The organism is Pantoea sp. WEP (genome assembly GCF_041678305.1).
In the GTDB taxonomy this organism is placed as follows: domain Bacteria; phylum Pseudomonadota; class Gammaproteobacteria; order Enterobacterales; family Enterobacteriaceae; genus Pantoea; species Pantoea dispersa.
Genome location: NZ_JBGNXB010000001.1, coordinates 2209327 through 2231618, shown reverse-complemented (window position 1 = coordinate 2231618; position 22292 = coordinate 2209327). Strand labels below are relative to the sequence as shown.

Sequence of the window (22292 nt, the reverse complement as noted above, 5' to 3'; positions counted from 1 at the left end):
TTACTTACTCTCACGCTTAATCGTCAACGGGAACACCTGATCGGCGCCATACTGCGCCGTACAGCTGGCAATGCCATCACCGGCTTTGCACACCAGCTCCGGCATGCGATAGCGTGATTTATCGCTGCAGCTGGCAGTATAGCGGCTGCGCACTACCATGGTGCCGGCGCTGGTCATGGCGGCAGTGACATCGGCTTTACAGCGAATATTGTCGCCCTGGGTAATCACTGCGCTGCCTTTACCGTTGCGGATCTGATAGCGCAGGCTCGGCGGCTTGCCGGTCGGCAGATTGGTCTGACGCAGCGTCACGCGCCAGGTACCATTGATAAATTTCACCGAGCCGAGGCGCGCGTCATCGGCCGTCATCACCAGATCGTCCGCTTTGGCCGGTTCGGTATGTTCCGCTACGACCTCCGGCGTTGCCGGTGGGGCAGCCGGTGCCGGCGCAGGCGTCACCGTCGCACTGCTGTGTGGCAGCGTGGCGGCCAGCGTCTGTGCTTTCGCCAGCATCGCCGGGGCCAGCGCGGGCGCGGCGCTGACCACAGGCGCGGTTTCGGTTTCTGCCGGCTGGACCGGCGCGTCGTGTAACCAGAAGGCCACGCCCGCTGCGGCGACAGCGGCCAGAGGCAGCACCAGCAGCAGCGGGCGCAGTGCGGATTTCTTCCGCGCGGGCGTGTCGGCGACAACGCTCAGCGGTGCGGGTTCGGGCTGTGGTTCGGGTTCCGCCAGCCGTTCCGGCTCGGGCTCCGCCACAACGGGGGCCGCAACCGGTTCAGGCGCGGCAGCCCTTTCTGGCTCCGGCGCGGGCACCACCAGCGGCGGCAGTTCTTCATCAAGGCTGTCGCGCAGGCAGGCCAGCGCATCATCACGCGTGCGCGCCTGCGGGTCGACAAAGCCCCAGAAGGTGATCACCGGCTTGCCATCCACCAGATAGACGTATTGCTGATCGGGAAACTGCAGCGTCTTTGCCAGCAGCGCCCCAAACAGGCGCATCGCCGGATTGTCGGCATCCCGGGCGCGCAGGCTGAGCGCCTGCAAATCCTGCTGATTAAGGGTGAGCTGATCCAGCGCCTGACGCTTTTCGCGATCGCTGGCCGCCAGCCAGGATTTCACTTTGCCGCTGAATGGCGCGTACCAGTCAAGGCGGTCACCGCGCTCGTTGGCCTGCGGGATCGCGAGGCAGTTGGCCAGAGTCGTCTGGCGGCGCAAACGTAATGTTTCGCGAATTTGCAGGGCAGAAGCCCAGACCGGCTGGCCGTTCTCCCCCAGAGCCAGTAACGCGTCGAGATTGCCGCTGCGCAGAAAAGTTTTTGCCACTCGTTGGGCCCTTATCGGTGGTTATCTGAAGCCAAACATCGGGTGTGATGGGCGATGGTAGTGATCTTAAGCCAAATGCGCCGCAATCAAACGGGGGAAAAAGGGGGGAAAACAGGGCGTTATTCCCCCCACGGTACGCGGGGGGGTGAAATGTTAACCGTTCCGGCGCGGGCTGAGCAGCAAATGGCTGAGGACGCCCCCGATCAGGCCCCAGAACGCCGAACCGACGCCGAGCAGGGAGATGCCGCTGGCGGTGATCAGGAATGCCACGATGGCGCTGTCGCGCTGCGCCGGTTCCGCCAGCGCGCGCTGCAGGCTGCCCGCCAGCGTGGCCAGCAGTGCCAGACCGGCCAGCGTGGCGATCAGCACCGGCGGCAATGCGCTGAGCATCACGGCGATCAGCGCGCCGGTAAAGCCGGTCAGCAGATAGAACACGCCCGCCAGCGCGGAAGCCACCCAGCGGCGCGCCGGGTCCGGATCGACATCATCGCCCATGCAGATCGCGGCGGTGATCGCCGCAATACACACCGAGAAGCCGCCGAACGGCGACAGCAGCAGCGCGATCAGGCCGGTCCAGCCGGTGAGCGCGGAGACCGGCGGCCGGTAGCCATGCGCCTGCAGCGTGGCAATACCGGGCGCATTCTGCGACGCCATGGTCACCAGGAAGTAGGGCAAGCCGACGCCAATCAGCGCGGCAGGATTAAAGTGCGGCATGATAAATTCCGGCACGCTTAGCGTTAGCGCATGAGGCGGAAAGTGGATGGCGCGCTGACCCAGCGCCACCAGCACGCCCGTCACCAGCGCCAGCAGAATGGCATAACGTGGCAGCCAGCGGCGGCCCAGCAGCCACACCAGACACATGCTGCCGCACAGGGCAAAATGATCCTGTAAGCCGCTGAAGGTGCCGATGCCAAAACGCAGCAGAATCCCCGCCAGCATCGCGGCCGCCAGCGACTGGGGAATGTGGTTCATCAGCCGGGCAAACAGGCCGGTCACGCCGCTCAGCACAATCAGCAGATTGGTCGCGACAAACACCCCGACCACTTCATTCAGCGTCAGACCGTGCACGCTGGTGGCCAGCAGCGCGGCACCCGGCGTCGACCAGGCGGCGAGCACCGGCATCCGCGTCCACAGCGACAGACCGAGTGACGCCAGCCCCATGCCCACGCCCAGCATCGACAGCCAGCCGCCAATCTGCGCCGGTGAGGCGCCTGCAGCCTGCGCCGCCTGGAAGATCAGCGCCGCGGTGCTGCTGTAGCCGACCAGCACGGCGATCAGGCCGGAAATCAGCATCGGAAAGGAAAAAGCCGGACGAACAGTTGCAGTGGTCATGGAATCACATCCTGTTGTGCGTTATAACGCACATTGTGGCACGCACGGTATGGCGCGCACAAGTGGTACACTGCGCGCCCGCTTTTCAGGAGAATTCATGGAAAATCTGCATCAACATCTCAGCCAGGCGCTGAAGCAGCTGCGTCAGGCCAATGGCTGGAGCCTGACGCTGGCGGCGGCGCGCACCGGCGTGAGTAAAGCCATGCTCGGTCAGATTGAGCGCGGCGAGTCGAGTCCAACGATCGCCACGCTATGGAAAATCGCCACCGGCTTTAATGTGCCGTTCTCCTTTTTTGTGCAGAGCGGGGCGCAGCCGTCGGGCGACGTGGCGACCTTCAGCCAGCCCAATGCACAAATGCAGGTGAAGCCGCTGCTGCCGTATGACGCGCGTTTGCGCTTCGATCTGCTGGAAGTGACGCTGGCGGCGGGCGCGCAAAGCGATTCGTCAGCGCACGAAAGCGGGGTGATTGAGCAGGTGGTGGTGCTGGAAGGTGAGCTGTTGCTGGGCATGGCGGGCAGCTGGCGTCGCCTGCAGGCCGGAGAAGCCAGCCAGTTCGCCGCCGATCAGCCGCACAGCTACCGCAATCCGCTGGCCAGCCCGTTGCGCTTTCATAGCCTGATTCACTATTTGCAGCGCAGCTGAGCGGCGGGATGTGCAATTACAAATTGATACGAAGGCAAACTACACAGTTTGCCTGCGTATTTATATACTGCGGTCTCATCAGTAAAGGAGAAGGGCGATGAGCGAGCTGATTAGCGCCGCTGCCGCGTTACGCAGCATCAATGGCAAACTGATGCGCCGCCTGCGTGAATCGGCCCCGCCGGGCGATCTCACCTGGCCGCAGGTTTCCGTGCTGGGATATCTGGTGCGCGACGGCGCAATGACGGTGACCGAGCTGGCCGCGCGCGAAGGGGTGCGCAGCCAGTCAATGAGTGCCACGGTCGCCAGCCTGCAGACGCTGGGCCTGGTACAGGGCGTGGCCGATGCGCAGGATGGCCGCAAAACCCGTTATCAGCCTACCGCTGCCTGCCTGCAGCTCATCGCCAGCAATCGCGCCCAGCGTGACGACTGGCTGCTGCACAGTATCAGCAGCCTGCTCAGTCCGCAGGAGCAGCAAACGCTGCTGGCCGCCATTCCCTTACTGCAACGACTCGCTGACCACTAATTTGAGAGGACTCACCATGGCTGTCACCACGTTAGATGCCCAAACCGCCCTGATTGTCATCGACCTGCAGCACGGCATCGTCCGCCTGCCGGTTACGCCGCACCATCCGGATGAAGTGATTGCACGCGCCACGCAGCTGACGCAGGCGTTTCGCGCGAAACAGCTGCCGGTGGTGCTGGTGAACGTGGCGGGCGGCGCCCCGGGCCGCAATCAGCAGCCGCGCCACGATGCTGCTCTGCCGGCAGACTGGGCGGTGCTGGTGCCGGAAATGACACCGCAGCCGGGCGATATCAGCGTAACGAAAAAAACCTGGGGCGCGTTCCACAATACCGATCTGCACCAGCAGCTGCAGCAGCGTGGCGTGACGCAGGTGGTGGTGTGCGGGATTGCCACCAGTATCGGCGTGGAATCCACGGCGCGTCAGGCATACGAGCTGGGCTACAACGTTACGCTGGCGACTGATGCGATGAGCTGCCTGAACGCTGAAACCCACCACAACAGCATTGAGCGCATCTTCCCGCGCCTCGGCGAAACCGGCACCACTGACGAAATCCTCGCGCTGCTGAACTGATCTTTTCCCTCCAGGGCTGGTGCTGCCGGCCCTTATCTTTGCGGCTCCCTGAAGGCTGTCTGGCGATGCTGGATGTTAGGCTGGCGATGAATAGTTTATTTAATAAAAAATCAGCCCAAAATGTGAGCTTTAAAGTTGCACAGTAACCATTTTTATCAGGCTCATTACCACAAAAACCGCATATAAAAGTAATGAAAATATTGACAGGTAATAATAAGTGTCAAGCCACTTTGTTACGTTTACATCGATAGCATTAAGAAAGGTAGAAATAGCCGCCTGCTCTTTGGGTTGAAAAATAATTTTCTGGCCTTTTTTAAGCCTGGAGAAGAAGTAGGACATGCCAAAAGAGCCAAAAAAACCCATGGAGCCGTAGAATCTATACAGTGGTGGTAATTCGAATGCGCTGTCGAGATATCGCGATAACAAAGTGTTATATTTGCGTTTGTTGATTAAATAAATAATAAACTGTAGCGTAGTTATAAAAAAAGGGATGATCGCGCATCCGAGAGCAACATAAGAAAGAGTCGTGTTCATGCTATTTCAACCATAGATCCATAAGATAATCACTTGCTGAGCTGGCAGCAGTCCCAGCCACTAATGAACCTACAGCGGCGCAAGCAACCCCTCCGGCTCCTGCAGTGGCTATGCCTATAGCAAAACAGATACCGATACCAGCAGATGCACCCAGCGTCCCTCCAGTCATACCAGCAAATGTACCGCTGGCGAATTTACTATATTCTTTAAAGGCAGAGAAGCGGATAAAAATTTTTCAGGTAAGACATCCATTGCAAGAGTGCGGATGAGAAATCAGAAACTCTCTTTGGTTCCAGATTCAGTTAGCAAAGGCCATGCCAAATTCGCTCGCCAGGGTCGTATGAACGGGCCTCTTTCATTCGTGCTGATGTGGTTGTGTGGCAGAGCGCCTATCTTTTAAGCAACACGTTAGTAAAGCAATCCCTTTCCTGGCACTTAATCATAAAAACAAACGTTTAACGATTGAGTGAGGTCATAGTTATATGAGTATCTACTTCACGTTTTTCAAACTCAGTTATAAGATTCCCTACACAATAATTATCTGAGGATGGTGAATGAAGAGTGGATTGGCGATTTTGATATTGGCGGCATTGCTTGTAGGCTGCGCCTCTGATGACATAGAGGATATGCCGAGGGATGCAAGGGTAAAGTTTGCCAATATGGAAGGTTACTCCAACAATCCTTATCCAAAAGCCAGAATTCTTGGTGAGGTTATGGGGATGAGTTGCGCTCGTCGTGCCGGTAGTTCAACAATGGTGACCGAGATGAGCGGAAATATTTTCGCAACCACCACTGGACCAGATGTCGCGACCGGTTCTGAAGCACTGGAGAATATGCGTTATAAAGCTGCCATTATGGGTGGCGATGCAGTTGTCAATGCCGTATGTAAATCTGGAGGAGTTGATTGGGCTCATAACTGCTGGTCGACTGTAAAATGCGTCGGCGATGTAGTATCTAAAAACTAAAGTTGGATACATCAAATAAAACAAATGGGTCACTTCTTCGGGTGCCCTATTTGTTTTCGTCCCTGCACATCTGATTATTGACAAACATGGCACCGGCTACTCTTATGCACTTTATGCACTAAAAATCCGCATTCAGGAAAAATTTTTCTCATTAAATAACTAATTGCAACAGGGCTTTAGTGTCTTGATGACTTAAAAAGCTAAACGAACTAGCCCGGTTCAGAAAGTAGACAATTCCTTATTGGATAAGTCTCCTATTCGGATGGATATGTTTCTCATGAATCAACAAGCAGACACCGCAATTAGCGGAGGACCTGGGTGAAATGGTTGCACTTGCCATACAGTTGACGCAGGCGTTTCGCGCGAACAACTGCCGGGTATGTTGGTCCCGAAATGACACCGCAGCCGGGCGAAATCAACGTGGAGTAACTCAGGTGGTGGTGTGCGGGATTGCCACCAGTATTGGCGTGGAATCCACGGCGCGTCAGGCGTACGAGCTGGGCTACAACGTTACGCTGGCGACCGATGCGATGAGCTGCCTGAACGCCGAAACCCACCACAACAGCATTGAGCGCATCTTCCCGCGCCTCGGCGAAACCGGCACCACTGACGAAATTCTCGCGCTGCTGAACTGATCTTTTCCCTCCAGGGCTGGTGCTGCCGGCCCTGTTCTCAATATTTTCCTGCCGCAGCCAACCGTCTTCTGGCAGATGTCATCCTGCTGTTAAGCATTTTCCTGTTACGGGAATGCTGCGTCAGGTCTGAATCAGAAATCGGTCCTGTTATGGAAAAAATCTCGCTTTTAACTCAAGTGCAGCACCCAGAAGGGCTATCAATACACCACAGATGAAACTGGTGATATGTGCGTAATAAAGTGCAGATATCCATCCGATAGATTTGCCCTTGTTATCATCAAAAAAATCATATGCGCTGCTATCGCGGTTAAGGAAAAAAACTTTCTTTTTTTTCATAATGCCCATAAAAAAATATGACATGGGCGCAGCGCCAAAAAATCCCACAAGGCAATGAAATGAGTAGGGGGCCGGGAATACGTGTTTTTTTTGAAACTCTTCCAAAAGCGTGTAATATTTCTTTCTGTTATAAGCATAAATCAATATGGATAATAAGAAGCTGGCTAAACATAGCCCAATGATAAATATGCCAAGAAATTTAATTGTCATTTATAAGCCCATATGATTATAAAAAGCGTCGACACCCCAGTTCATAAACTCCCCGGCTGCATAACCCGCAGCAACTGAACCGACCGCTGCGCAGGCAACGCCTCCCACTCCTGCCGTGGCTATCCCGATAGCCGTGCAAAAACCCAGGCCAATCGCCGATCCTGCAGCGCCAGCGCCAATACCCGCAGTGGTTGAGAGTCCAAATTTCGAATACTCCCTAAACGCAGATCTACTGCACTCACCCTCACGTCCAACCGTACAGGCCTTCATAACATCATTCGTCGCCCCGGCAAAAGAAAACGCAATACCCACATAGCCGCCCATCTTAAGAAAACGTGCCGCTTTGGCGGCATTGCCGACATAGGTTGAATAGCCTGGTATGCCTCCCAAACCCACAGTCGACCACTCATGTACTATTGAGCGGCTTGAAAGATTTAGCGCTCGTTTCATATTTTCGTACTGCTGGAATTTAATGGTATAGCGGGAGAGGTTTTTGAGTACAGGCTTATTGACTAGTTCTTTTAATTGATTCAGCAATTGATTACGCTCAACAAAGAACTGCTGGCTAATGAGGGTTCCCTGTGCGCGAAACTGATTCTGATAACTGGCCTCTATTTTTATTAACGTCTGCTCTATTGCACTGAAATATTTTGCTCCGGCATCCCCTGTGATACCAAAAATCTGATTGCCGGCACTCGTTAATGCAGCAATGGTGGCATAATGTTTTTGCATAAAATCCGCTTCATTAACACTGACGCCAATTAATGCATTGTTAATTCTGTGCTTAGCCTGTCTCAAAGCTGTCAAGGCATGCAGCGTCAGAGGAGCCTGAGTTTCAGGATCGGCGACGATTAATATCTGTCCCGGCCTTAACCAGGGCGTGTCAGCGTTCAACTGCATAAACATGGTAACTGCTGGAGCACGGGTGTCGCGAAACAATTCTCTGGCCTGGTACTCCAGCGATCCAGCGCGTTCGACAACACAATATCCCGGGGCGATGTTACGTGTCATGAATCCTTTCTCCCTTACCTGACTAACATCCTGCATGCCTGACTGCAGCAAACAATATAAGTAATTCTATTGCGCGGCGCAAAATGTGTTGGCTAACAAATGAGGTGTGAGCACTCAGATGCGTAAACGCGAAACCGGCACCACTGACGAAATTCTCGCGCTGCTGAACTGATCTTTTCCCTCCAGGGCTGGTACTGCCGGCCCTTGTCTTTGCCGCTCCCTGACACTGGTTATTCTGCTGCGCCTCGCTTTCGCTGCTGCCGTTGAGAATTGGTTGTAACAGCGCTGGTTACTGTCACAGTATGCACAGCAACACGATAACCAATATTTAGCCTGACTTTACGATTTTATTAACACCAGTGAGCAGCAGGATCGGGCAGAGCAGTACAGCGCTATTCTGCTGCAGGGAGGTAGGGATGCTAAAAAAATTAAACGTGCTTTATCTCATCGCCAGCCTGTTTTTTCTGGGCACCGGTATTACCTTAGGTCTGGTGCTGTCACCGTTAATTACCGCGGAAGTGAATGCCACGCAAAAGGAGGTTGATCTGGTGAAACAGCAGGCGCTATATAGCGGTGAGTTTGATCGCCATCAGCCGGGCAGTGATGCGCTTTACTGGGCCAGCGGTAAGGTCTATCTCAATGAAAATGTCATCGCCTTTGAGGGGGAAATTGCCCCCGGTCCACACTATAAAATTTACCTCACCAAAACTCAGGCGTTTGATCAGCATTCATTTCTGCAAATAAAGCATCAGTCGGCGTTGATTGGCGATTTAAATAACTTTGGTGATTTTATTAAATCGCTGCCGGAAGGCATCGATCCGCAGGAATATTGTGCCGTGCAAATCTGGAGTGAGCAATTTTCGAAATTTGTCGGCTCAGCGCGTTATCGCACCTGAATAAGGCACCGACGTGCGCCGGTGCCCGCTTTAGATTACTGGAAAGCGTAGCTTAGTGTCAGGCCGACGCTGTAATTACGCCCCGGTGCGGGTTCGTAATACCGGCCATTGCTCTCATTAACGATGACCGAGCCGATATAGTGGCGATCGAGCAGATTATCCACGCGGCCAAACAGATCCAGCGTCCAGTTCTGCACCAGCCATTTATAGCCGCTGTTCAGTCCCACCACCGTATACGCCGGCGCTTTGACATCATTCTGGTCGTTGGCCGCAATGTCGCTCAGGTAGCGCAGGTCGCCGCCGGCATACCAGCCTTGCTCCGGCGCGTATGCCAGTCCGGCGTAGGCCATATTGCGTGCAATACCGGGGATGCGCTTGCCGTCACAGCTGTCGCTGCCGCAGGCGTTACTGCGGTAGCGTGCGTCGAGCAGCGTCCACGCGGCTTTCAGGTGCCAGTCATAGCCAAACTGCTGATCGAGCCCAAGTTCCAGGCCTCGGCGGCGCGTCTCACCGGCATTTTTGTAGCTGGTGCGGCCTTCGTAACTGCTGTCTGACACGATCTCGTTTTTGGTATCGGTCTGAAACAGCGCGGCGGTCAGCAGACCGTTGCCGAGGCGTTTTTTGCTGCCGAGCTCCACGGTATTGCTGGTGGCCGGCTGCAGGTTGAGATTGAGCCCGGCCTGATCCGCCGCGCGGTAGGAGAGTTCATTGAGCGTCGGCGTTTCGAAGCCGCGACCGGCGGAAACATAGGCATTCCAGCCATCATCAATCGCGTATTTCAGCGAGGCCGCAGGCAGCCAGCGGTGGTAGCGGCGATTGCCGCTGTCATCCGGATCGCTGGCGGTCACGTAATAGTCGTTAGCATCGAAATTGACCGTGCTAAAGCGCACGCCGGCGTCCAGCGACCAGCGATCGCTCAGCTGCCACGCGGTCTGCAGATAGGGATCGAGGTTCCACATCAGGTTGCGCTCGTTGCGGCGCAGATCACCCTGCACGCCGTAGTCGGTGGCGCCGTCATTGCGGGTGAAGTTCTGATAGCCTTTGCGCTTCTCGCTCATGGTTTCATAGTCGAGGCCGCCGGTCAGGGTCACCGGCAGCGTCAACAGCGTCGCGCGGTGCGTCCAGCGCGTATCGATGCCCTGATAGTGGCGCGCCAGTGAAATGACACCACCGGGATAGCCGGCTTTCAGCTGGGTCGCCATCGGGATGGACTGATACTGGGTGGTTTCCCGTTCACCGGCATAGAGCATCACGCTGAGGTCGTCGTTATCGCTCATCTGGCGCTGGTAGTGCAGGCCCGCCTGGGTCTGGTCGACCGTTTTGCGCGCGTTGTACAGCGCGACGTTGCTGGCCACCTGGCGCGGATTATCATGCCACTGTGCTGGCGTCAGGCCGCCCGGATCCTGCGCCTCAACGTGAACGCTGTTGAACAGCAGCGTCAGGGTGCTGTCATCGTCAATGCGCACGCCAAGCCTGGCATTGCCGAGGTTCTTCTGCGCGGCGCTGTGGTCGCGATAGCCGTGCGTGGTGAAGCGCGAAGCCGACACCGTATAGTCAACATCGCCGGCGTGGCTGCCATCACCGGTGGCACCGCTCGCTTTCACGCTGTTGCGCCAGCTGCCGTAGCTGCCGTACCAGCTGCTGGCTTCCAGCGTGGTCGGCTGCTGGCCGCGCTGGGTTTCCACATTGATCACGCCGCCCGATGCGTTACCGTACAGCGCGGAGAACGGACCGCGCAGCACCTCCACGCGATCGATGGAACCGATATCGATATTCGAGGTTTGCCCCTGGCCATCCGGCATGCTGGCCGGAATGCCGTCAACGTAGAGGCGAATGCCGCGCAGGCCGAAGGTGGAACGCGAACCAAAGCCGCGCACCGAAATCTGCAGGTCCTGCGCATAATTTTGCCGGTTCTGGATTTGCAGACCCGGTACGCTGGTGAGGTTTTCAGACAGGTTAACGCGCGGTGCGGCGTGGCGCATATCGTCGCCGCTGACAACGCTGACCGCCGCCGGAGTATCCAGCTCAGAAAGTCCACTGGCCGCAGGCGCGGCGCTCACCACCAGGGTATTGCTGGCATTGTCCGCCGCCAGGAGCGGCAGCGGCAGGAGTGCAGGCAGCATCAGCAACGGCGCCTGTCGCAAAAGAGCAATTTTCATTTTAATAACCGTAAAAGACGTGAAATGAACCAATCGGGACATTTATCGCGCGTATGTTAATCGTTTTAGCGCGGGTTTGAAAAGCGTTAATAGTAGGGCGGTACCCTGTTGAGTGTGGCATGAAAAATGTCCTTTCACCGCACCTCTGGCCTGGCTGTCAGCCCCAATTTCTGTCAGTGTGATCGTTTTGCCTGTGGTAAGAAGAAGGAGAAAACATGAGTCAGCAACCCGTAGTGGCGGTACTGGGATTAGGCGCGATGGGACACGCATTTGCCGCCAATTTGTTGAAGAAGGGCTTTACCGTGCGCGGCTGGAACCGCACGCGTGCCAAAGGCGAAGATCTGGTGGCCGCAGGCCTGACGCTGAGCGACAGCGCCGCGCAGGCTGTGGAAGGCGCAGACGTGGTGATTGCCATGCTGGCGGACGGCGCTACCACGCGCACCACGCTAAACCAGGTGCAGAACGCACTGCAGCAGGGGGCTACCGTGGCGCAGATGGGCACCATCGGTGTTGAAGCGACCGACGCGCTGATCGCCGAGCTGGCGGCCGCACGGCCGGACGTGGTGTTTATTGATGCGCCGGTCTCCGGTACCAAAGCGCCGGCTGAAAACGCGCAGATTCTGGTGATGGCCAGCGGCGACCGGCAGCGCGCCCAGGCGGCGGAGCAGGTGTTTGCCGCAATTGGTAAAGGGACGCAGTGGCTGGGTGCCGCCGGCGCCAGCTCGCGCATGAAGCTGGTGGTGAACAGCTGGCTGATTGGCCTGATGCAGAGTCTTGCCGAAAGCACCCGGCTGGCAGAGCAGTTCGGTTTCACTACCGACGATCTCTGGCAGGTGCTGGAAGGCGGTCCGCTGGCAGCGCCGTACGCCAAAATGAAACTCGGCATGATTGCCAGCGGCGACTTTACCCCGCAGATGCATCTGATCTGGGCGCTGAAGGATGCGCGGCTGGCGCTGGACGCCGCCGGCGACGCTTCTCTGCCGGCGCTGGAAAACATCGTCGATGTCTGGCAGCAGGCGGTCGATGCCGGTTACGGCGAGCAGGATCTGGCGGCGGTTTATCAGTACCTGAAACGCTAAATGAGTCAGCGGCTCGACTTTGACTTCTCTCAGCGTCCGCTGGTGCCGTATGCGCATGATTACGCGCACGGCGATGCGGAGCCGTGGCACTATCACCACTGCGCGCAGCTGATACATACTTTGAGCGGCGTGGTCAAAGTGGAAACGCAACACGGCAGCTGGATTGTGCCGCCCAGCCGCGGCGTGTGGCTGCCGGCCGGCACGCGTCATGCGCTGCACATCGTTGGCAGCGTGGCGGCGCGCACGCTGTTTGTCGACCCGCTGGCGCGCGCAGATCTGCCTGCCAGCTGTCAGGTGGTGCAGATATCGCCGCTGCTGCGGGAGCTGATTGTCAGCGCGCTCACGCTGCCGGAGCATTACGCGTCTGGCAGTCGCGCCGAGCGCATTTACGAGCTGATTCTCGATGAGATTCGCGTGATGGACGTGCTGCCGTTTGGCCTGCCACTGCCGTACAGCGACCGGCTGCTGGCGCTGTGCCAGCAGATTCAGCAGGCACCGGGCGAGAGCTGGACGCTGGCGCGCGCGGCGGCGCAGCTGTGTGTGGCGGAGCGGACACTGGCGCGCCATTTCAGTCGCGAAACCGGTTTGCAGTTTAGCGACTGGCTGCGGCGTGCCCGGCTGAGCGTGGCGCTGACCCGGCTGGCACAGGGCGATACGGTGCTGGCCGTGGCGCTCGATCTCGGTTATGACAGCCCGAGCGCCTTCAGCGCCATGTTTCGTCGCGTGCTGGGCGTTACGCCAGCGAACTACTTTCCGGCGGCAGAAAAGCGCCCGCCGCGTTAAGCAATGCCTGCAGCGAGGCGCGCGTTACGTCATTATCAATACCCACCCCCCACGCACGCTCGCCACGCGGCGTGATGCAGCTGATATAGCACACCGAACGACTGTCGCTGCGTTTGCCCAGTGTGTGTTCATGATAATCCTCAATGGTTACGGCCAGATCGAAGCGCTGACGCAGCGCGGCGACCGCCGCTGACAGCAGACCGTTGCCGCGCCCTTCCAGGGTTAGCTGCTGCGGACCCTGCTGCAGGCGCGCTTTAATCCGCGTCTCGCCCTGATCATCGCTATGGCTCTCCGCCTGCAGCAGGCGACACCGCGGCTGTTGCAGGCCGTACTGCTGACAGAACAGCTGCCACAGCGCGTGGTGCGTCATCTCCTGGCCGTGAGCATCGGTCTGCTGCTGCACGCAGCGGCTGAAATCCTGCTGCAGGCCGCGCGGCAGTTGCAGGCCGTGATTTTGTTCCAGCAGCCAGGCGGCACCGCCTTTACCGGACTGGCTATTCACGCGGATCACCGCTTCATAGCTGCAGCCGATGTCCAGCGGGTCGAGTGGCAGGTAGGGCATTTGCCATACCACTTCATGACGCGCGCTGCGTTCGGCAAAGCCTTTGCGAATGGCATCCTGATGCGAGCCGGAGAAGGCGGTAAACACCAGTTCGCCGGCGTAAGGATGGCGCGGATGGACTGGCAGCTGGTTACAGCGCGTCACCACTTCCAGCACCTCGCGCATATCGCTAAAGTCCAGCTCAGGCGTCACGCCCTGGGTATAGAGATTCAGCGCCAGCGTCACCAGATCGACGTTACCGGTGCGCTCGCCGTTACCAAACAGACAGCCTTCAACGCGATCGGCCCCGGCCAGCAGCGCCAGCTCGGCGCAGGCGATGCCGGTGCCGCGATCGTTATGCGGATGGACGCTGATGGCCACCTGCGAGCGCTGGCTGAAGTGGCGACAGAAATACTCGATCTGGTCGGCATACACGTTAGGCGTATTGACTTCCACCGTGGCGGGCAGGTTGATGATCATCGGCCGCTGCGGTCCCGGCTGCCAGATGGCGGCGACCGCTTCACAGATTTCCAGCGCAAACACCGGCTCGGTAAAGCAGAAGGTTTCCGGCGAGTACTGAAAGGTCCAGCGCGTGGCGGGCTGCGCCGCACAGCGTGCGCGGATTTGCCGCGCGGCGGCGCAGGCCAGCTCGACGATCTCAGCTTTGCTCTGACGAAATACGCGCTCACGGAACAGCGGGGCGGTGGCGTTATACAGATGGACAATCGCCTGCGGCGCACCACGCAGCGCTGCAAAGGTGCGATCGATTAAATCGCCGCGCGCCTGGGTTAATACCTGAATAGTGACGTCGTGAGGGATGTGCTGCTGTTCAATCAGCAGGCGCACAAAGTCAAAATCGGTTTGCGAGGCGGCGGGAAACGCCACTTCAATCTCTTTAAAGCCGCAGCGCAGCAGCAGTTGCCAGAATGCTAATTTGCGCGCGCTGTCCATCGGCGTAGCCAGCGCCTGATTGCCATCACGCAAATCGGTTGAGAGCCAGCGCGGCGTGCGGGTGATCTGGCGTGACGGCCACTGGCGATCCGCCAGATTGATGACAGGCCACGGGCGATATTTTTCAGCAGGTTGAGTCAGCATGAGGGTCTCCTTGAGGTCTGCCTGTAGTCTGCAGTAACCTGCCGGACGCGGCTCACGCATAGCTGACAACCCGGCGTGCAAAACTGACAGCTGCCGCAGCGATACCCGTCAGTTAAACCCTACTGTGCTTCGATCCCGTGTTTTTTCATCATCGCGCGCAGCTGATGATAAGTGACGCGCAACAGTTCAGCGGCGCGGCGCTGGTTGTATCGCGCCTGTTGCAGACTGGCTTCGACCAGGGCGCACTCCTGCTGGTTTTGCCACTGGCGTAAATCCAGCGGCAGCGCCGGCAGGGCATTTTCACGCTGTTCTGCTTCCGCTTCGGTTACCGCAGGAGCACTGCGTGGCGCAAACGGATTGATGATGATGGTGTCGAGCGCCTGTTCGGTGCTGTGATGACGGTACACCGAGCGCTCCACCACGTTTTTCAGTTCACGCACGTTGCCCGGCCAGCTGTGCTGCAACAGGGTGAGCTGAGCGTGCTCGCTAAAGCCGGGAAACAGCGCCAGGCCCAGCTCGCGGCACATCTGAATGGCAAAATGCTCGGCCATCACCAGGATATCGCTGCGGCGCTCGCGCAGCGGCGGCAGCTGGACAACATCGAACGCCAGGCGATCGAGCAGGTCGGCGCGAAAACGGCCGGCGGCGGCCAATGCGGGCAGATCCTCGTTGGTGGCGCACACCAGCCGCACGTTAACCTGCAGCGACTGATTGCCGCCAACGCGTTCCAGCTGGCCATACTCAATCACGCGCAGCAGTTTCTCCTGCACCAGCATTGGCGCAGTGGCAAGCTCATCCAGAAACAGCGTGCCGCCATCGGCGCGCTCAAAGCGGCCAAGGTGGCGCTTCTGGGCGCCGGTAAAGGCTCCGGCTTCATGGCCGAACAGCTCGGAATCCAGCAGGTTTTCATTCAGCGCGGCGCAGTTGAGCGAAATAAACGGCCCCTGCCAGCGGTCGGAGAGGTAGTGCAGGCGGCTGGCAATCAGCTCTTTACCGGTACCGCGTTCGCCAGTCACCAGCACCGGTTTCTCCAGCGGTGCCAGTTTCGATACCTGTTCCAGCACCTCTAAAAAGTTATTCGACTCGCCCAGCAGATTGTCTTTACCGTTTGCCATGATGAAATTCACCACTGATTAATTAATTTCACTACCTTAACGGATTGCGCGGCGCGTGTAAAATACTCAAATTCATTAAAATCAATACGTTAAAAACTGGCACGCATCTTGTATTAGATATGGGCGTAAAGACATGACAACCAGAGGAACATCATTATGGGTATTTTTTCTCGTTTCGCCGATATCGTGAACGCTAACATCAACTCGCTGCTGGAGCGTGCCGAAGATCCGCAGAAACTGGTACGCCTGATGATTCAGGAAATGGAAGACACGCTGGTGGAAGTGCGCTCCACCTCGGCCCGCGCGCTGGCAGAAAAGAAACAGTTGCTGCGCCGTATTGAGCAGGCCGAAATTCAGCAGGCGGAATGGCAGGAAAAAGCTGAGCTGGCGCTGAGTAAAGAGAAAGAAGACTTAGCCCGTTCGGCGCTGATTGAGAAACAGAAGCTGACCGACCTGATCGCTGCGCTGCAGCAGGAAGCCAGCCACGTTGAAGAGACGCTGGATCGCATGAAAGGCGAGATTGGCGAGCTGGAGAAAAAACTCAGCGAAACCCGCGCCCGTCAGCAGGCCCTGACGCTGCGTCACCAGGCGGCTTCATCGTCACGCGATGTGCGTCGTCAGCTCGACAGCGGCAAGCTGGATGAGGCGATGGCACGCTTCGAATCTTTTGAGCGCCGCATCGATCACATGGAAGCAGAAGCGGAAAGCCAGCGCTTCGGTAAAAGCAAAACGCTGGACCAGCAGTTTGCCGATCTGAAAGCCGATGACGAAATCAGCCAGCAGCTGGCTGCGCTGAAAGCCAAAATGAACCGCAGCGAGTGATCGCCCCGGGCCTGCTAACGGGCCCGGATTGCCGGGTGTACTGAAAAAGGAGAGTCAATGAGCGCACTATTTCTGGCCATACCGTTAACGATCTTCGTGCTGTTTGTGGCACCGATCTGGTTATGGCTGCACTACAGCAACAAACGCAACGGCGGGACGCTTTCGTCCGGTGACCTGCAGCGCCTGCAGCAGCTGACGCAGGAAGCGCGCCGCATGCGTGACCGGGTCGAGGCGCTGGAAGCGATCCTCGATGCCGAACACCCGAACTGGAGGCAGCCATGATGAACGGACGCAAACTGTGGCGTATTCCGCAGCAGGGCAAAGTGCGCGGCGTGTGTGCCGGGCTGGCCGAGTACCTGGATATTCCGGTGCGGCTGCTGCGTGTGATTGTGGTGCTGTCACTGTTTTTCGGTCTGTTTATGATCACCGTGACCGCCTACTTTATCCTCGGCTACGTGCTGGATGAAAAACCGCTGGACGCACCCTCTGAGCGCACACCAACGGCGCGCGAACTGCTGGATGAGCTGGAAAATACGCTCACCGCGGATGAGCGTAACGTACGCGATATTGAGCGTTATGTGACCTCAGAAACCTTCAGCGTACGCAGCCGTTTCCGCCAGATTTAATTCCTGTCGCGGGCCCGTCAGCGGGTCCGCTGCTCTAAGAGAGGCGCTATGCATACGCAACGTTTTACTGCTCTGCGCCGCCGCGCAACGCCTGCGTTGAAGTCGGCGGGAAAATTCATCATCATCAGTGCAGTAACCTATGCGCCCGGCGGCCTGGCCGGCTGGGCAGTGAAATCGGTGGCGCGCCGTCCGCTGCGCCTGTTGCTGGCGGCCGCCCTGGAACCGTTGCTGAGTAAGGCGTTTAACCGCCTGTCGGCACGTTTCATCAGGGAGAGCGATGAAAAGACTGCAAAATGAGTTGATGGGGCTGATGAACCGCGGTGTGGATCGCCATCTGCGCCTCGCCGTCACCGGCCTGAGCCGCAGCGGCAAAACCGCCTTTATCACCTCGCTGGTTAACCAGCTGCTCAATGTCCACAGCGGCGCGCGTCTGCCGCTGTTTTCCGTGGTACGCGAAGAGCGGCTGCTGGGCGTGAAGCGCGTGCCCCAGCGTGAGCTGGGTACGCCGCGCTTTACCTATGACGAAGGGCTGGCCCAGCTGTACGGCACGCCGCCGATGTGGCCGACCCCGACGCGTGGCGTCAGCGAAATGCGCCTGGCGCTGCGCTACCGGCCGGATCAGTCTCTGCTGCGTCATTTCAAAGATACCGCCACCCTTTACCTCGAAATTGTCGATTATCCCGGCGAGTGGCTGCTCGATCTGCCGATGCTGGCGCAGGATTATCTCAGCTGGTCACGCCAGATGGTCGGCCTGCTGCAGGGCGATCGTCAGCAATGGGCCGCGCGCTGGCACAGCCTGAGCGCCGATCTCGACCCGTTCGCGCCCGCCGATGAAAACCGCCTGGCGGAGATCGCCGCCGCCTGGACCGACTACCTGCATCAGTGCAAAACCGAAGGATTGCACTTCATCCAGCCGGGACGTTTTGTGTTGCCGGGTGACATGGCTGGCGCGCCGGCACTGCAGTTTTTCCCGTGGCCCAACGTCGATGAACAGCAGGCCGGCAAGCTGTTACAGGCGCCGGCCGGCAGCAATTTCGCCATGCTGCAGCAGCGTTTCCACTACTACTGTCAGCATGTGGTGAAAGGGTTTTATAAAAATCACTTCCTGCGCTTCGATCGCCAGATCGTGCTGGTCGATTGCCTGCAGCCGCTCAACAGTGGACCGCAGGCGTTCAATGATATGCGGCTGGCGCTGACCCAGCTGATGCAAAGTTTTCACTATGGTCAGCGCACGCTGTTCCGCCGTTTGTTCTCGCCGGTCATCGATAAGTTGCTGTTTGCCGCCACCAAGACCGATCACATTACCGCCGATCAGCACGCCAATATGGTGTCGCTGCTGCAGCAGCTGGTACAGGACGCGTGGCAGAACGCCGCGTTTGAAGGCATCAGCATGGATTGTCTGGGGCTGGCGTCGGTGCAGGCGACCGAGAGCGGGCTGGTGGATCATCGCGGAGAAAAATTACCGGCGCTGCGCGGTCATCGCCTCGCCGACGGTGAACCGCTGACCATTTACCCGGGCGAAGTACCGCCGCGCCTGCCGGGCAATAGCTTCTGGCAGCAGCAGGGGTTTCAGTTTGAACAGTTCCGGCCGCAGCAGCTGGATGTCGATCGGCCGTTGCCGCATATCCGCATGGATGCTGCGCTGGAATTTTTACTGGGAGATAAGTTGCGATGAGCGATGAAACGCCACTCAAACCACGGATAGATTTTGCCCGCCCGTTGCAGGAGCCTGTGGAGACGACCCTGCGCGCGGCCCACACCTTTAGCAGCGACGCGCAACAGGGGTTTCTGGTGACGCCTGACGCGGAGCCGCTGGAAGAGGGCGCCGGCGAGAAAGTGGTGGAAGCCGCGCTGCGGCCAAAGCGCAGCCTGTGGCGCAAAATGGTGGGCGTCGGGCTGGGTATTTTTGGCATCAGCGTGGTGGCGCAGGGCGCCCAGTGGCTGCACGATGCCTGGCTGACGCGCGACTGGTTTGCACTGGGCAGCGGCGTGGCCGGTGGGCTGATTGTCGCCGCTGGCGCGGGCGCGCTGATTGGCGAATGGCGTCGGCTGTATCGTCTGCGTCAGCGGGCGGAAGAGCGGGACGTTGGCCGTGAGCTGTTGGCCAGCCACGGCATCGGCAAAGGCCGGGCGTTCTGTGAAAAGCTTGCGCGCCAGGCGCAGCTGGATCAGGCGCATCCGGCACTGCAGCGCTGGCACGCGGCACTGCACGAAACCCATAACGACCGCGAAATTGTCACGCTGTATGCCCAGCTGGTGCAGCCGGTGCTGGACCGTCAGGCGCGGCGCGAAATCAGCCGCCACGCGGCAGAATCGACGCTGATGATTGCCGTCAGTCCGCTGGCGCTGGTGGACATGGCGTTTATCGCCTGGCGTAACCTGCGGCTGGTGAACCGCATCGCGGCCATCTACGGCATTGAACTCGGCTACTTCAGCCGCATCCGGCTGTTCCGGCTGGTATTGCTGAATATGGCGTTTGCCGGTGCGTCAGAGCTGGTGCGTGAGGTCGGCATGGACTGGATGTCGCAGGACATCGCTGCCCGTCTCTCGGCGCGTGCGGCGCAGGGCATCGGTGCCGGGCTGCTCACCGCCCGGCTGGGGATCAAAGCGATGGAATTATGCCGTCCGCTGCCGTGGCTGGCGGAGGACAAACCGCGGCTCGGCGATTTCCGTCGTGAACTGGTGGGTCAGCTTAAAGAATCGCTGGCCAAAAGTGGTGAGAAAGCAGGTCAGGCTGCTAAATAATCTCACCTTGCCTGCCTTTCACGCTGCTGATGGCGTGAAAGGTGAAATTATCTGTGCTCAGGGTGATTTCTGGCGGGATTATTGTTGGTTGTTCCGCTACACTTCTCTTCGTCACCTGCCTCAGAGTGTCAACTTTTCATGACAGAACCCTTCTGAGGCGCTGCAAGTTAGCGTATTATCTCTAAAATCAAAACCTGACTAAGGCTCATCGCAATGCGTTTGGAAGTTTTCTGCCAGGACCGTATCGGTCTGGCGCGCGAGCTACTCGACCTGCTGGTTGCCCGTAATATTGACCTGCGCGGCATTGAAATTGCCTCGCTGGGCCGCATCTATCTCAACTTTTCTGCGCTGGAATTTGACGCATTCAGTAACTTGATGGCGGAGATTCGCCGTACACCGGGCGTGACAGATGTCCGCACCGTGTCATTCATGCCGTCTGAGCGTGAACATCGCGCGCTGAGCGCGCTGCTGGTGGCGATGCCCGAGCCGGTGTTCTCCCTCGACCTGAAAGGTAAAGTCGAACTGGCGAATCCGGCGGCGCAGAACCTGTTTAACCTCGACGAACAGAAGATCCGTAATCAGAACGCCGGCACGCTGATTGCCGGTTTTAATTTCCAGCGCTGGCTGGAGAGTGAACGTGTTGACGCGCAGGCGCAGCATGTGGTGATCCAGGGGCGTGATTTTCTCATGGAAGCGCGCCCGATCTATCTGGCGCAGGAAGATGAGCAGAACGACCAGCCGGTAGGCGCGATGATCACTCTGAAATCCACCGCACGCATGGGGCGGCAGTTGCAGAATCTCAGCGTTACCGATGACTCCGAATTCGATCACATCGTGGCGGTGACGCCGAAAATGCGTCAGGTGATCGACCAGGCGCGCAAGCTGGCGATGCACGATGCGCCGCTGCTGATTGTCGGCGACACCGGCACCGGTAAAGATATGCTGGCGCGCGCCTGCCATCTGCGCAGCGCACGCGGTAAAAAACCGTTCCTTGCGCTCAACTGCGGCTCGATTCCGGATGACGTCGCTGAGAGCGAGCTGTTTGGTCACGCGGCGGGCGCGTATCCCAACGCGCTGGAAGGGAAGAAGGGCTTCTTTGAGCAGGCGAACGGCGGCTCGGTGCTGCTGGATGAAATCGGCGAGATGTCGCCGCGCATGCAGACCAAACTGCTGCGCTTCCTGAACGATGGCACCTTCCGCCGCGTCGGCGAAGATCATGAAGTGCATGTGGATGTGCGCGTGATCTGCGCCACGCAAAAGAACCTGATTGAGCTGGTGCAGCGCGGTGAGTTCCGCGAAGACCTGTTCTATCGTCTGAACGTGCTGACGCTGAATCTGCCGCCGCTGCGCGAACGTCCGCTGGATATTCTGCCGCTTACCGAAATGTTTGTGGCGCGCTTTGCGGATGAGCAGGGACTGCCGCGCCCGCGTTTGTCACCGCAGCTGACGCCGTTCCTGACGCGCTATAACTGGCCGGGCAACGTGCGCCAGTTAAAAAATGCGCTGTATCGCGCGCTCACGCAGCTGGAAGATTATGAACTGCGTCCGCAGGATATCGTACTGCCGGAGCAGGCGCTGGATGTGTCGCTGGGCGAAGAGGCAATGGAAGGGTCGCTGGATGAAATAACCAGCCGTTTCGAGCGTTCAGTGCTGACTCGTCTCTATCTGTCGTATCCCAGCACGCGTAAACTGGCGAAACGCCTTGGGGTGTCACACACCGCGATCGCCAACAAGCTGCGCGAATATGGCCTCGGCCAGAAACGCAGCGAAGGCGAATAATCCGCGTTCTGCATCAACAAGCCGTCTGTGACAGACGGCTTTTTTATCAGCAGTGACCTTACTTCAGCGCTGCCAGTGCCGCTTCATAGTTCGGCTCTTCGGTGATTTCATTCACCAGCTCGCTGTACAGCACCTTGTCGTTCTCATCCAGCACCACCACCGCGCGGGCGGTCAGGCCTTTCAGCGGGCCATCGGCGATCGCGACGCCGTAATTTTCAATAAATTCTGCACCGCGCAGCGTAGACAGCGTCACTACGTTGTTAACGTTCTCGGCGCCGCAGAAGCGCGACTGCGCAAACGGCAGATCGGCAGAGATGCACAGCACCACGGTGTTGTCAGCTTCGCCAGAACGCTCGTTGAATTTGCGCACCGACGCGGCGCACACGCCGGTATCAATGCTTGGGAAAATGTTCAGAACTTTGCGTTTGCCTGCATACTGAGAAAGGGACACATCACTGAGATCTTTCGCTACCAGGTTGAACGGTTTTGCCTGCTCGCCAGCCTGCGGGAAGTGGCCGGCAACCGGCACCGGATTGCCCTGAAAGTGAACATTCTGCGACATACAATTTCCTTTT

Annotated in this window: 23 protein-coding genes and 1 pseudogene; 15 read left to right on the top strand and 9 right to left on the bottom strand. The window is 58.3% G+C overall.

Annotation, left to right across the window (positions count from 1 at the left end):
• Both ABVR31_RS10250 and ABVR31_RS10245 read right to left on the bottom strand, forming a co-directional pair.
• Entirely contained in the window at positions 1 to 1317 is a 1317-nt protein-coding gene (locus ABVR31_RS10250; RefSeq protein ID WP_288422606.1) for an SrfA family protein, read from the bottom strand.
• A 153-nt stretch (positions 1318 to 1470) separates the two neighbouring features.
• Positions 1471 to 2649 carry a benzoate/H(+) symporter BenE family transporter gene (locus tag ABVR31_RS10245; RefSeq protein ID WP_372772645.1) on the bottom strand — a complete coding sequence of 393 codons (1179 nt, stop codon included), beginning with the start codon at positions 2647 to 2649 and terminating at the stop codon, positions 1471 to 1473.
• A 97-nt stretch (positions 2650 to 2746) separates the two neighbouring features.
• Between ABVR31_RS10245 and ABVR31_RS10240 the strand changes: the two genes are divergently transcribed.
• From ABVR31_RS10240 to ABVR31_RS10230, 3 genes are all read left to right on the top strand, one after another.
• Positions 2747 to 3292, top strand: a complete 546-nt coding sequence (locus ABVR31_RS10240; RefSeq protein ID WP_021506147.1) for a helix-turn-helix domain-containing protein — start codon at positions 2747 to 2749, stop codon at positions 3290 to 3292.
• A 97-nt stretch (positions 3293 to 3389) separates the two neighbouring features.
• Positions 3390 to 3815: a MarR family winged helix-turn-helix transcriptional regulator gene (locus ABVR31_RS10235; protein WP_021506146.1), complete on the top strand. Its 426-nt coding sequence runs from the start codon at positions 3390 to 3392 to the stop codon at positions 3813 to 3815.
• Positions 3816 to 3831: 16 nt separating this feature from the next.
• The gene (locus tag ABVR31_RS10230; protein WP_288422607.1) at positions 3832 to 4386 is read left to right on the top strand and encodes an isochorismatase family protein; all 555 of its coding nucleotides are present in this window, start codon (positions 3832 to 3834) and stop codon (positions 4384 to 4386) included.
• A gap of 129 nt (positions 4387 to 4515) precedes the next feature.
• Here ABVR31_RS10230 and ABVR31_RS10225 read toward each other — a convergent pair whose 3' ends face one another.
• Positions 4516 to 4920, bottom strand: a complete 405-nt coding sequence (locus ABVR31_RS10225; protein WP_288422608.1) for a hypothetical protein — start codon at positions 4918 to 4920, stop codon at positions 4516 to 4518.
• Between the two features lie 554 nt (positions 4921 to 5474).
• Between ABVR31_RS10225 and ABVR31_RS10220 the strand changes: the two genes are divergently transcribed.
• Entirely contained in the window at positions 5475 to 5885 is a 411-nt protein-coding gene (locus tag ABVR31_RS10220) for a hypothetical protein (protein WP_288422609.1), read from the top strand.
• A gap of 416 nt (positions 5886 to 6301) precedes the next feature.
• Positions 6302 to 6520 (top strand): annotated as a pseudogene (locus ABVR31_RS10215) (isochorismatase family protein); the annotation flags it as partial.
• 147 nt (positions 6521 to 6667) lie between these two features.
• Here ABVR31_RS10215 and ABVR31_RS10210 read toward each other — a convergent pair.
• Positions 6668 to 7066: a hypothetical protein gene (locus ABVR31_RS10210; protein ID WP_288422610.1), complete on the bottom strand. Its 399-nt coding sequence runs from the start codon at positions 7064 to 7066 to the stop codon at positions 6668 to 6670.
• Positions 7067 to 8077, bottom strand: a complete 1011-nt coding sequence (locus tag ABVR31_RS10205) for a hypothetical protein (protein WP_288422611.1) — start codon at positions 8075 to 8077, stop codon at positions 7067 to 7069.
• 416 nt (positions 8078 to 8493) lie between these two features.
• Between ABVR31_RS10205 and ABVR31_RS10200 the strand changes: the two genes are divergently transcribed.
• Positions 8494 to 8973: a DM13 domain-containing protein gene (locus ABVR31_RS10200; protein ID WP_222985331.1), complete on the top strand. Its 480-nt coding sequence runs from the start codon at positions 8494 to 8496 to the stop codon at positions 8971 to 8973.
• 35 nt (positions 8974 to 9008) lie between these two features.
• Here the strand turns inward: ABVR31_RS10200 and pqqU are convergent, their stop codons facing one another.
• Positions 9009 to 11132, bottom strand: a complete 2124-nt coding sequence (gene pqqU / locus ABVR31_RS10195; protein WP_372772641.1) for a TonB-dependent receptor PqqU — start codon at positions 11130 to 11132, stop codon at positions 9009 to 9011.
• 215 nt (positions 11133 to 11347) lie between these two features.
• Here pqqU and ABVR31_RS10190 point away from each other — a divergent pair, with 215 nt between their 5' ends.
• Positions 11348 to 12211 carry an NAD(P)-dependent oxidoreductase gene (locus tag ABVR31_RS10190; protein WP_372772639.1) on the top strand — a complete coding sequence of 288 codons (864 nt, stop codon included), beginning with the start codon at positions 11348 to 11350 and terminating at the stop codon, positions 12209 to 12211.
• Entirely contained in the window at positions 12212 to 12994 is a 783-nt protein-coding gene (locus ABVR31_RS10185; protein ID WP_058780609.1) for a helix-turn-helix transcriptional regulator, read from the top strand. It begins immediately after the preceding gene.
• Here the strand turns inward: ABVR31_RS10185 and leuA are convergent.
• Positions 12945 to 14630, bottom strand: coding sequence for a 2-isopropylmalate synthase (gene leuA, locus ABVR31_RS10180; protein ID WP_372772637.1), 1686 nt, complete (start codon positions 14628 to 14630; stop codon positions 12945 to 12947). The genes ABVR31_RS10185 and leuA overlap by 50 nt on opposite strands.
• Positions 14631 to 14749: 119 nt before the next feature.
• On the bottom strand, positions 14750 to 15745 hold the full coding sequence (pspF, locus tag ABVR31_RS10175) for a phage shock protein operon transcriptional activator (RefSeq protein WP_282954124.1): 996 nt from the start codon (positions 15743 to 15745) through the stop codon (positions 14750 to 14752).
• A 156-nt stretch (positions 15746 to 15901) separates the two neighbouring features.
• On the opposite strand from pspF, the gene pspA reads away from it, so the two are divergent.
• The 7 genes from pspA to tyrR all read left to right on the top strand — a co-directional run bounded on the left by pspA (position 15902) and on the right by tyrR (position 21717).
• Positions 15902 to 16567, top strand: a complete 666-nt coding sequence (gene pspA / locus ABVR31_RS10170; RefSeq protein ID WP_058758491.1) for a phage shock protein PspA — start codon at positions 15902 to 15904, stop codon at positions 16565 to 16567.
• Positions 16568 to 16624: 57 nt separating this feature from the next.
• A complete protein-coding gene (gene pspB, locus ABVR31_RS10165; RefSeq protein ID WP_021506138.1) occupies positions 16625 to 16849 on the top strand; it encodes an envelope stress response membrane protein PspB in 225 nt (74 codons plus the stop codon).
• Positions 16846 to 17193 (top strand): envelope stress response membrane protein PspC, encoded by a 348-nt coding sequence (gene pspC, locus ABVR31_RS10160; protein ID WP_058758492.1) that lies wholly within the window; start codon positions 16846 to 16848, stop codon positions 17191 to 17193. The genes pspB and pspC overlap by 4 nt, the downstream gene beginning before the upstream one ends.
• Before the next feature lie 48 nt (positions 17194 to 17241).
• Complete coding sequence (gene pspD / locus ABVR31_RS10155; RefSeq protein ID WP_058769747.1) at positions 17242 to 17490, top strand: phage shock protein PspD; 249 nt, start codon at positions 17242 to 17244, stop codon at positions 17488 to 17490.
• On the top strand, positions 17471 to 18868 hold the full coding sequence (locus ABVR31_RS10150) for a YcjX family protein (RefSeq protein WP_372772634.1): 1398 nt from the start codon (positions 17471 to 17473) through the stop codon (positions 18866 to 18868). The genes pspD and ABVR31_RS10150 overlap by 20 nt, the downstream gene beginning before the upstream one ends.
• Positions 18865 to 19938 carry a YcjF family protein gene (locus tag ABVR31_RS10145; protein ID WP_372772632.1) on the top strand — a complete coding sequence of 358 codons (1074 nt, stop codon included), beginning with the start codon at positions 18865 to 18867 and terminating at the stop codon, positions 19936 to 19938. The genes ABVR31_RS10150 and ABVR31_RS10145 overlap by 4 nt, the downstream gene beginning before the upstream one ends.
• A 213-nt stretch (positions 19939 to 20151) precedes the next feature.
• Entirely contained in the window at positions 20152 to 21717 is a 1566-nt protein-coding gene (gene tyrR / locus ABVR31_RS10140) for a transcriptional regulator TyrR (RefSeq protein WP_372772630.1), read from the top strand.
• A 58-nt stretch (positions 21718 to 21775) separates the two neighbouring features.
• Here tyrR and tpx read toward each other — a convergent pair whose 3' ends face one another.
• On the bottom strand, positions 21776 to 22279 hold the full coding sequence (gene tpx, locus ABVR31_RS10135; protein WP_058780606.1) for a thiol peroxidase: 504 nt from the start codon (positions 22277 to 22279) through the stop codon (positions 21776 to 21778).
• Between the last annotated feature and the right edge of the window lie 13 nt (positions 22280 to 22292).

Excerpts from the sequence above, each read along its gene's own strand:
- ABVR31_RS10245 (WP_372772645.1), bottom strand. The coding sequence starts at position 2,649 with ATGACCACTGCAACTGTTCGTCCGGCTTTTTCCTTTCCGATGCTGATT.
- ABVR31_RS10240 (WP_021506147.1), top strand. The coding sequence starts at position 2,747 with ATGGAAAATCTGCATCAACATCTCAGCCAGGCGCTGAAGCAGCTGCGT.
- ABVR31_RS10235 (WP_021506146.1), top strand. The coding sequence starts at position 3,390 with ATGAGCGAGCTGATTAGCGCCGCTGCCGCGTTACGCAGCATCAATGGC.
- ABVR31_RS10230 (WP_288422607.1), top strand. The coding sequence starts at position 3,832 with ATGGCTGTCACCACGTTAGATGCCCAAACCGCCCTGATTGTCATCGAC.
- ABVR31_RS10225 (WP_288422608.1), bottom strand. The coding sequence starts at position 4,920 with ATGAACACGACTCTTTCTTATGTTGCTCTCGGATGCGCGATCATCCCT.
- ABVR31_RS10220 (WP_288422609.1), top strand. The coding sequence starts at position 5,475 with ATGAAGAGTGGATTGGCGATTTTGATATTGGCGGCATTGCTTGTAGGC.
- ABVR31_RS10210 (WP_288422610.1), bottom strand. The coding sequence starts at position 7,066 with ATGACAATTAAATTTCTTGGCATATTTATCATTGGGCTATGTTTAGCC.
- ABVR31_RS10205 (WP_288422611.1), bottom strand. The coding sequence starts at position 8,077 with ATGACACGTAACATCGCCCCGGGATATTGTGTTGTCGAACGCGCTGGA.
- ABVR31_RS10200 (WP_222985331.1), top strand. The coding sequence starts at position 8,494 with ATGCTAAAAAAATTAAACGTGCTTTATCTCATCGCCAGCCTGTTTTTT.
- pqqU (WP_372772641.1), bottom strand. The coding sequence starts at position 11,132 with ATGAAAATTGCTCTTTTGCGACAGGCGCCGTTGCTGATGCTGCCTGCA.
- ABVR31_RS10190 (WP_372772639.1), top strand. The coding sequence starts at position 11,348 with ATGAGTCAGCAACCCGTAGTGGCGGTACTGGGATTAGGCGCGATGGGA.
- ABVR31_RS10185 (WP_058780609.1), top strand. The coding sequence starts at position 12,212 with ATGAGTCAGCGGCTCGACTTTGACTTCTCTCAGCGTCCGCTGGTGCCG.
- leuA (WP_372772637.1), bottom strand. The coding sequence starts at position 14,630 with ATGCTGACTCAACCTGCTGAAAAATATCGCCCGTGGCCTGTCATCAAT.
- pspF (WP_282954124.1), bottom strand. The coding sequence starts at position 15,745 with ATGGCAAACGGTAAAGACAATCTGCTGGGCGAGTCGAATAACTTTTTA.
- pspA (WP_058758491.1), top strand. The coding sequence starts at position 15,902 with ATGGGTATTTTTTCTCGTTTCGCCGATATCGTGAACGCTAACATCAAC.
- pspB (WP_021506138.1), top strand. The coding sequence starts at position 16,625 with ATGAGCGCACTATTTCTGGCCATACCGTTAACGATCTTCGTGCTGTTT.
- pspC (WP_058758492.1), top strand. The coding sequence starts at position 16,846 with ATGATGAACGGACGCAAACTGTGGCGTATTCCGCAGCAGGGCAAAGTG.
- pspD (WP_058769747.1), top strand. The coding sequence starts at position 17,242 with ATGCATACGCAACGTTTTACTGCTCTGCGCCGCCGCGCAACGCCTGCG.
- ABVR31_RS10150 (WP_372772634.1), top strand. The coding sequence starts at position 17,471 with ATGAAAAGACTGCAAAATGAGTTGATGGGGCTGATGAACCGCGGTGTG.
- ABVR31_RS10145 (WP_372772632.1), top strand. The coding sequence starts at position 18,865 with ATGAGCGATGAAACGCCACTCAAACCACGGATAGATTTTGCCCGCCCG.
- tyrR (WP_372772630.1), top strand. The coding sequence starts at position 20,152 with ATGCGTTTGGAAGTTTTCTGCCAGGACCGTATCGGTCTGGCGCGCGAG.
- tpx (WP_058780606.1), bottom strand. The coding sequence starts at position 22,279 with ATGTCGCAGAATGTTCACTTTCAGGGCAATCCGGTGCCGGTTGCCGGC.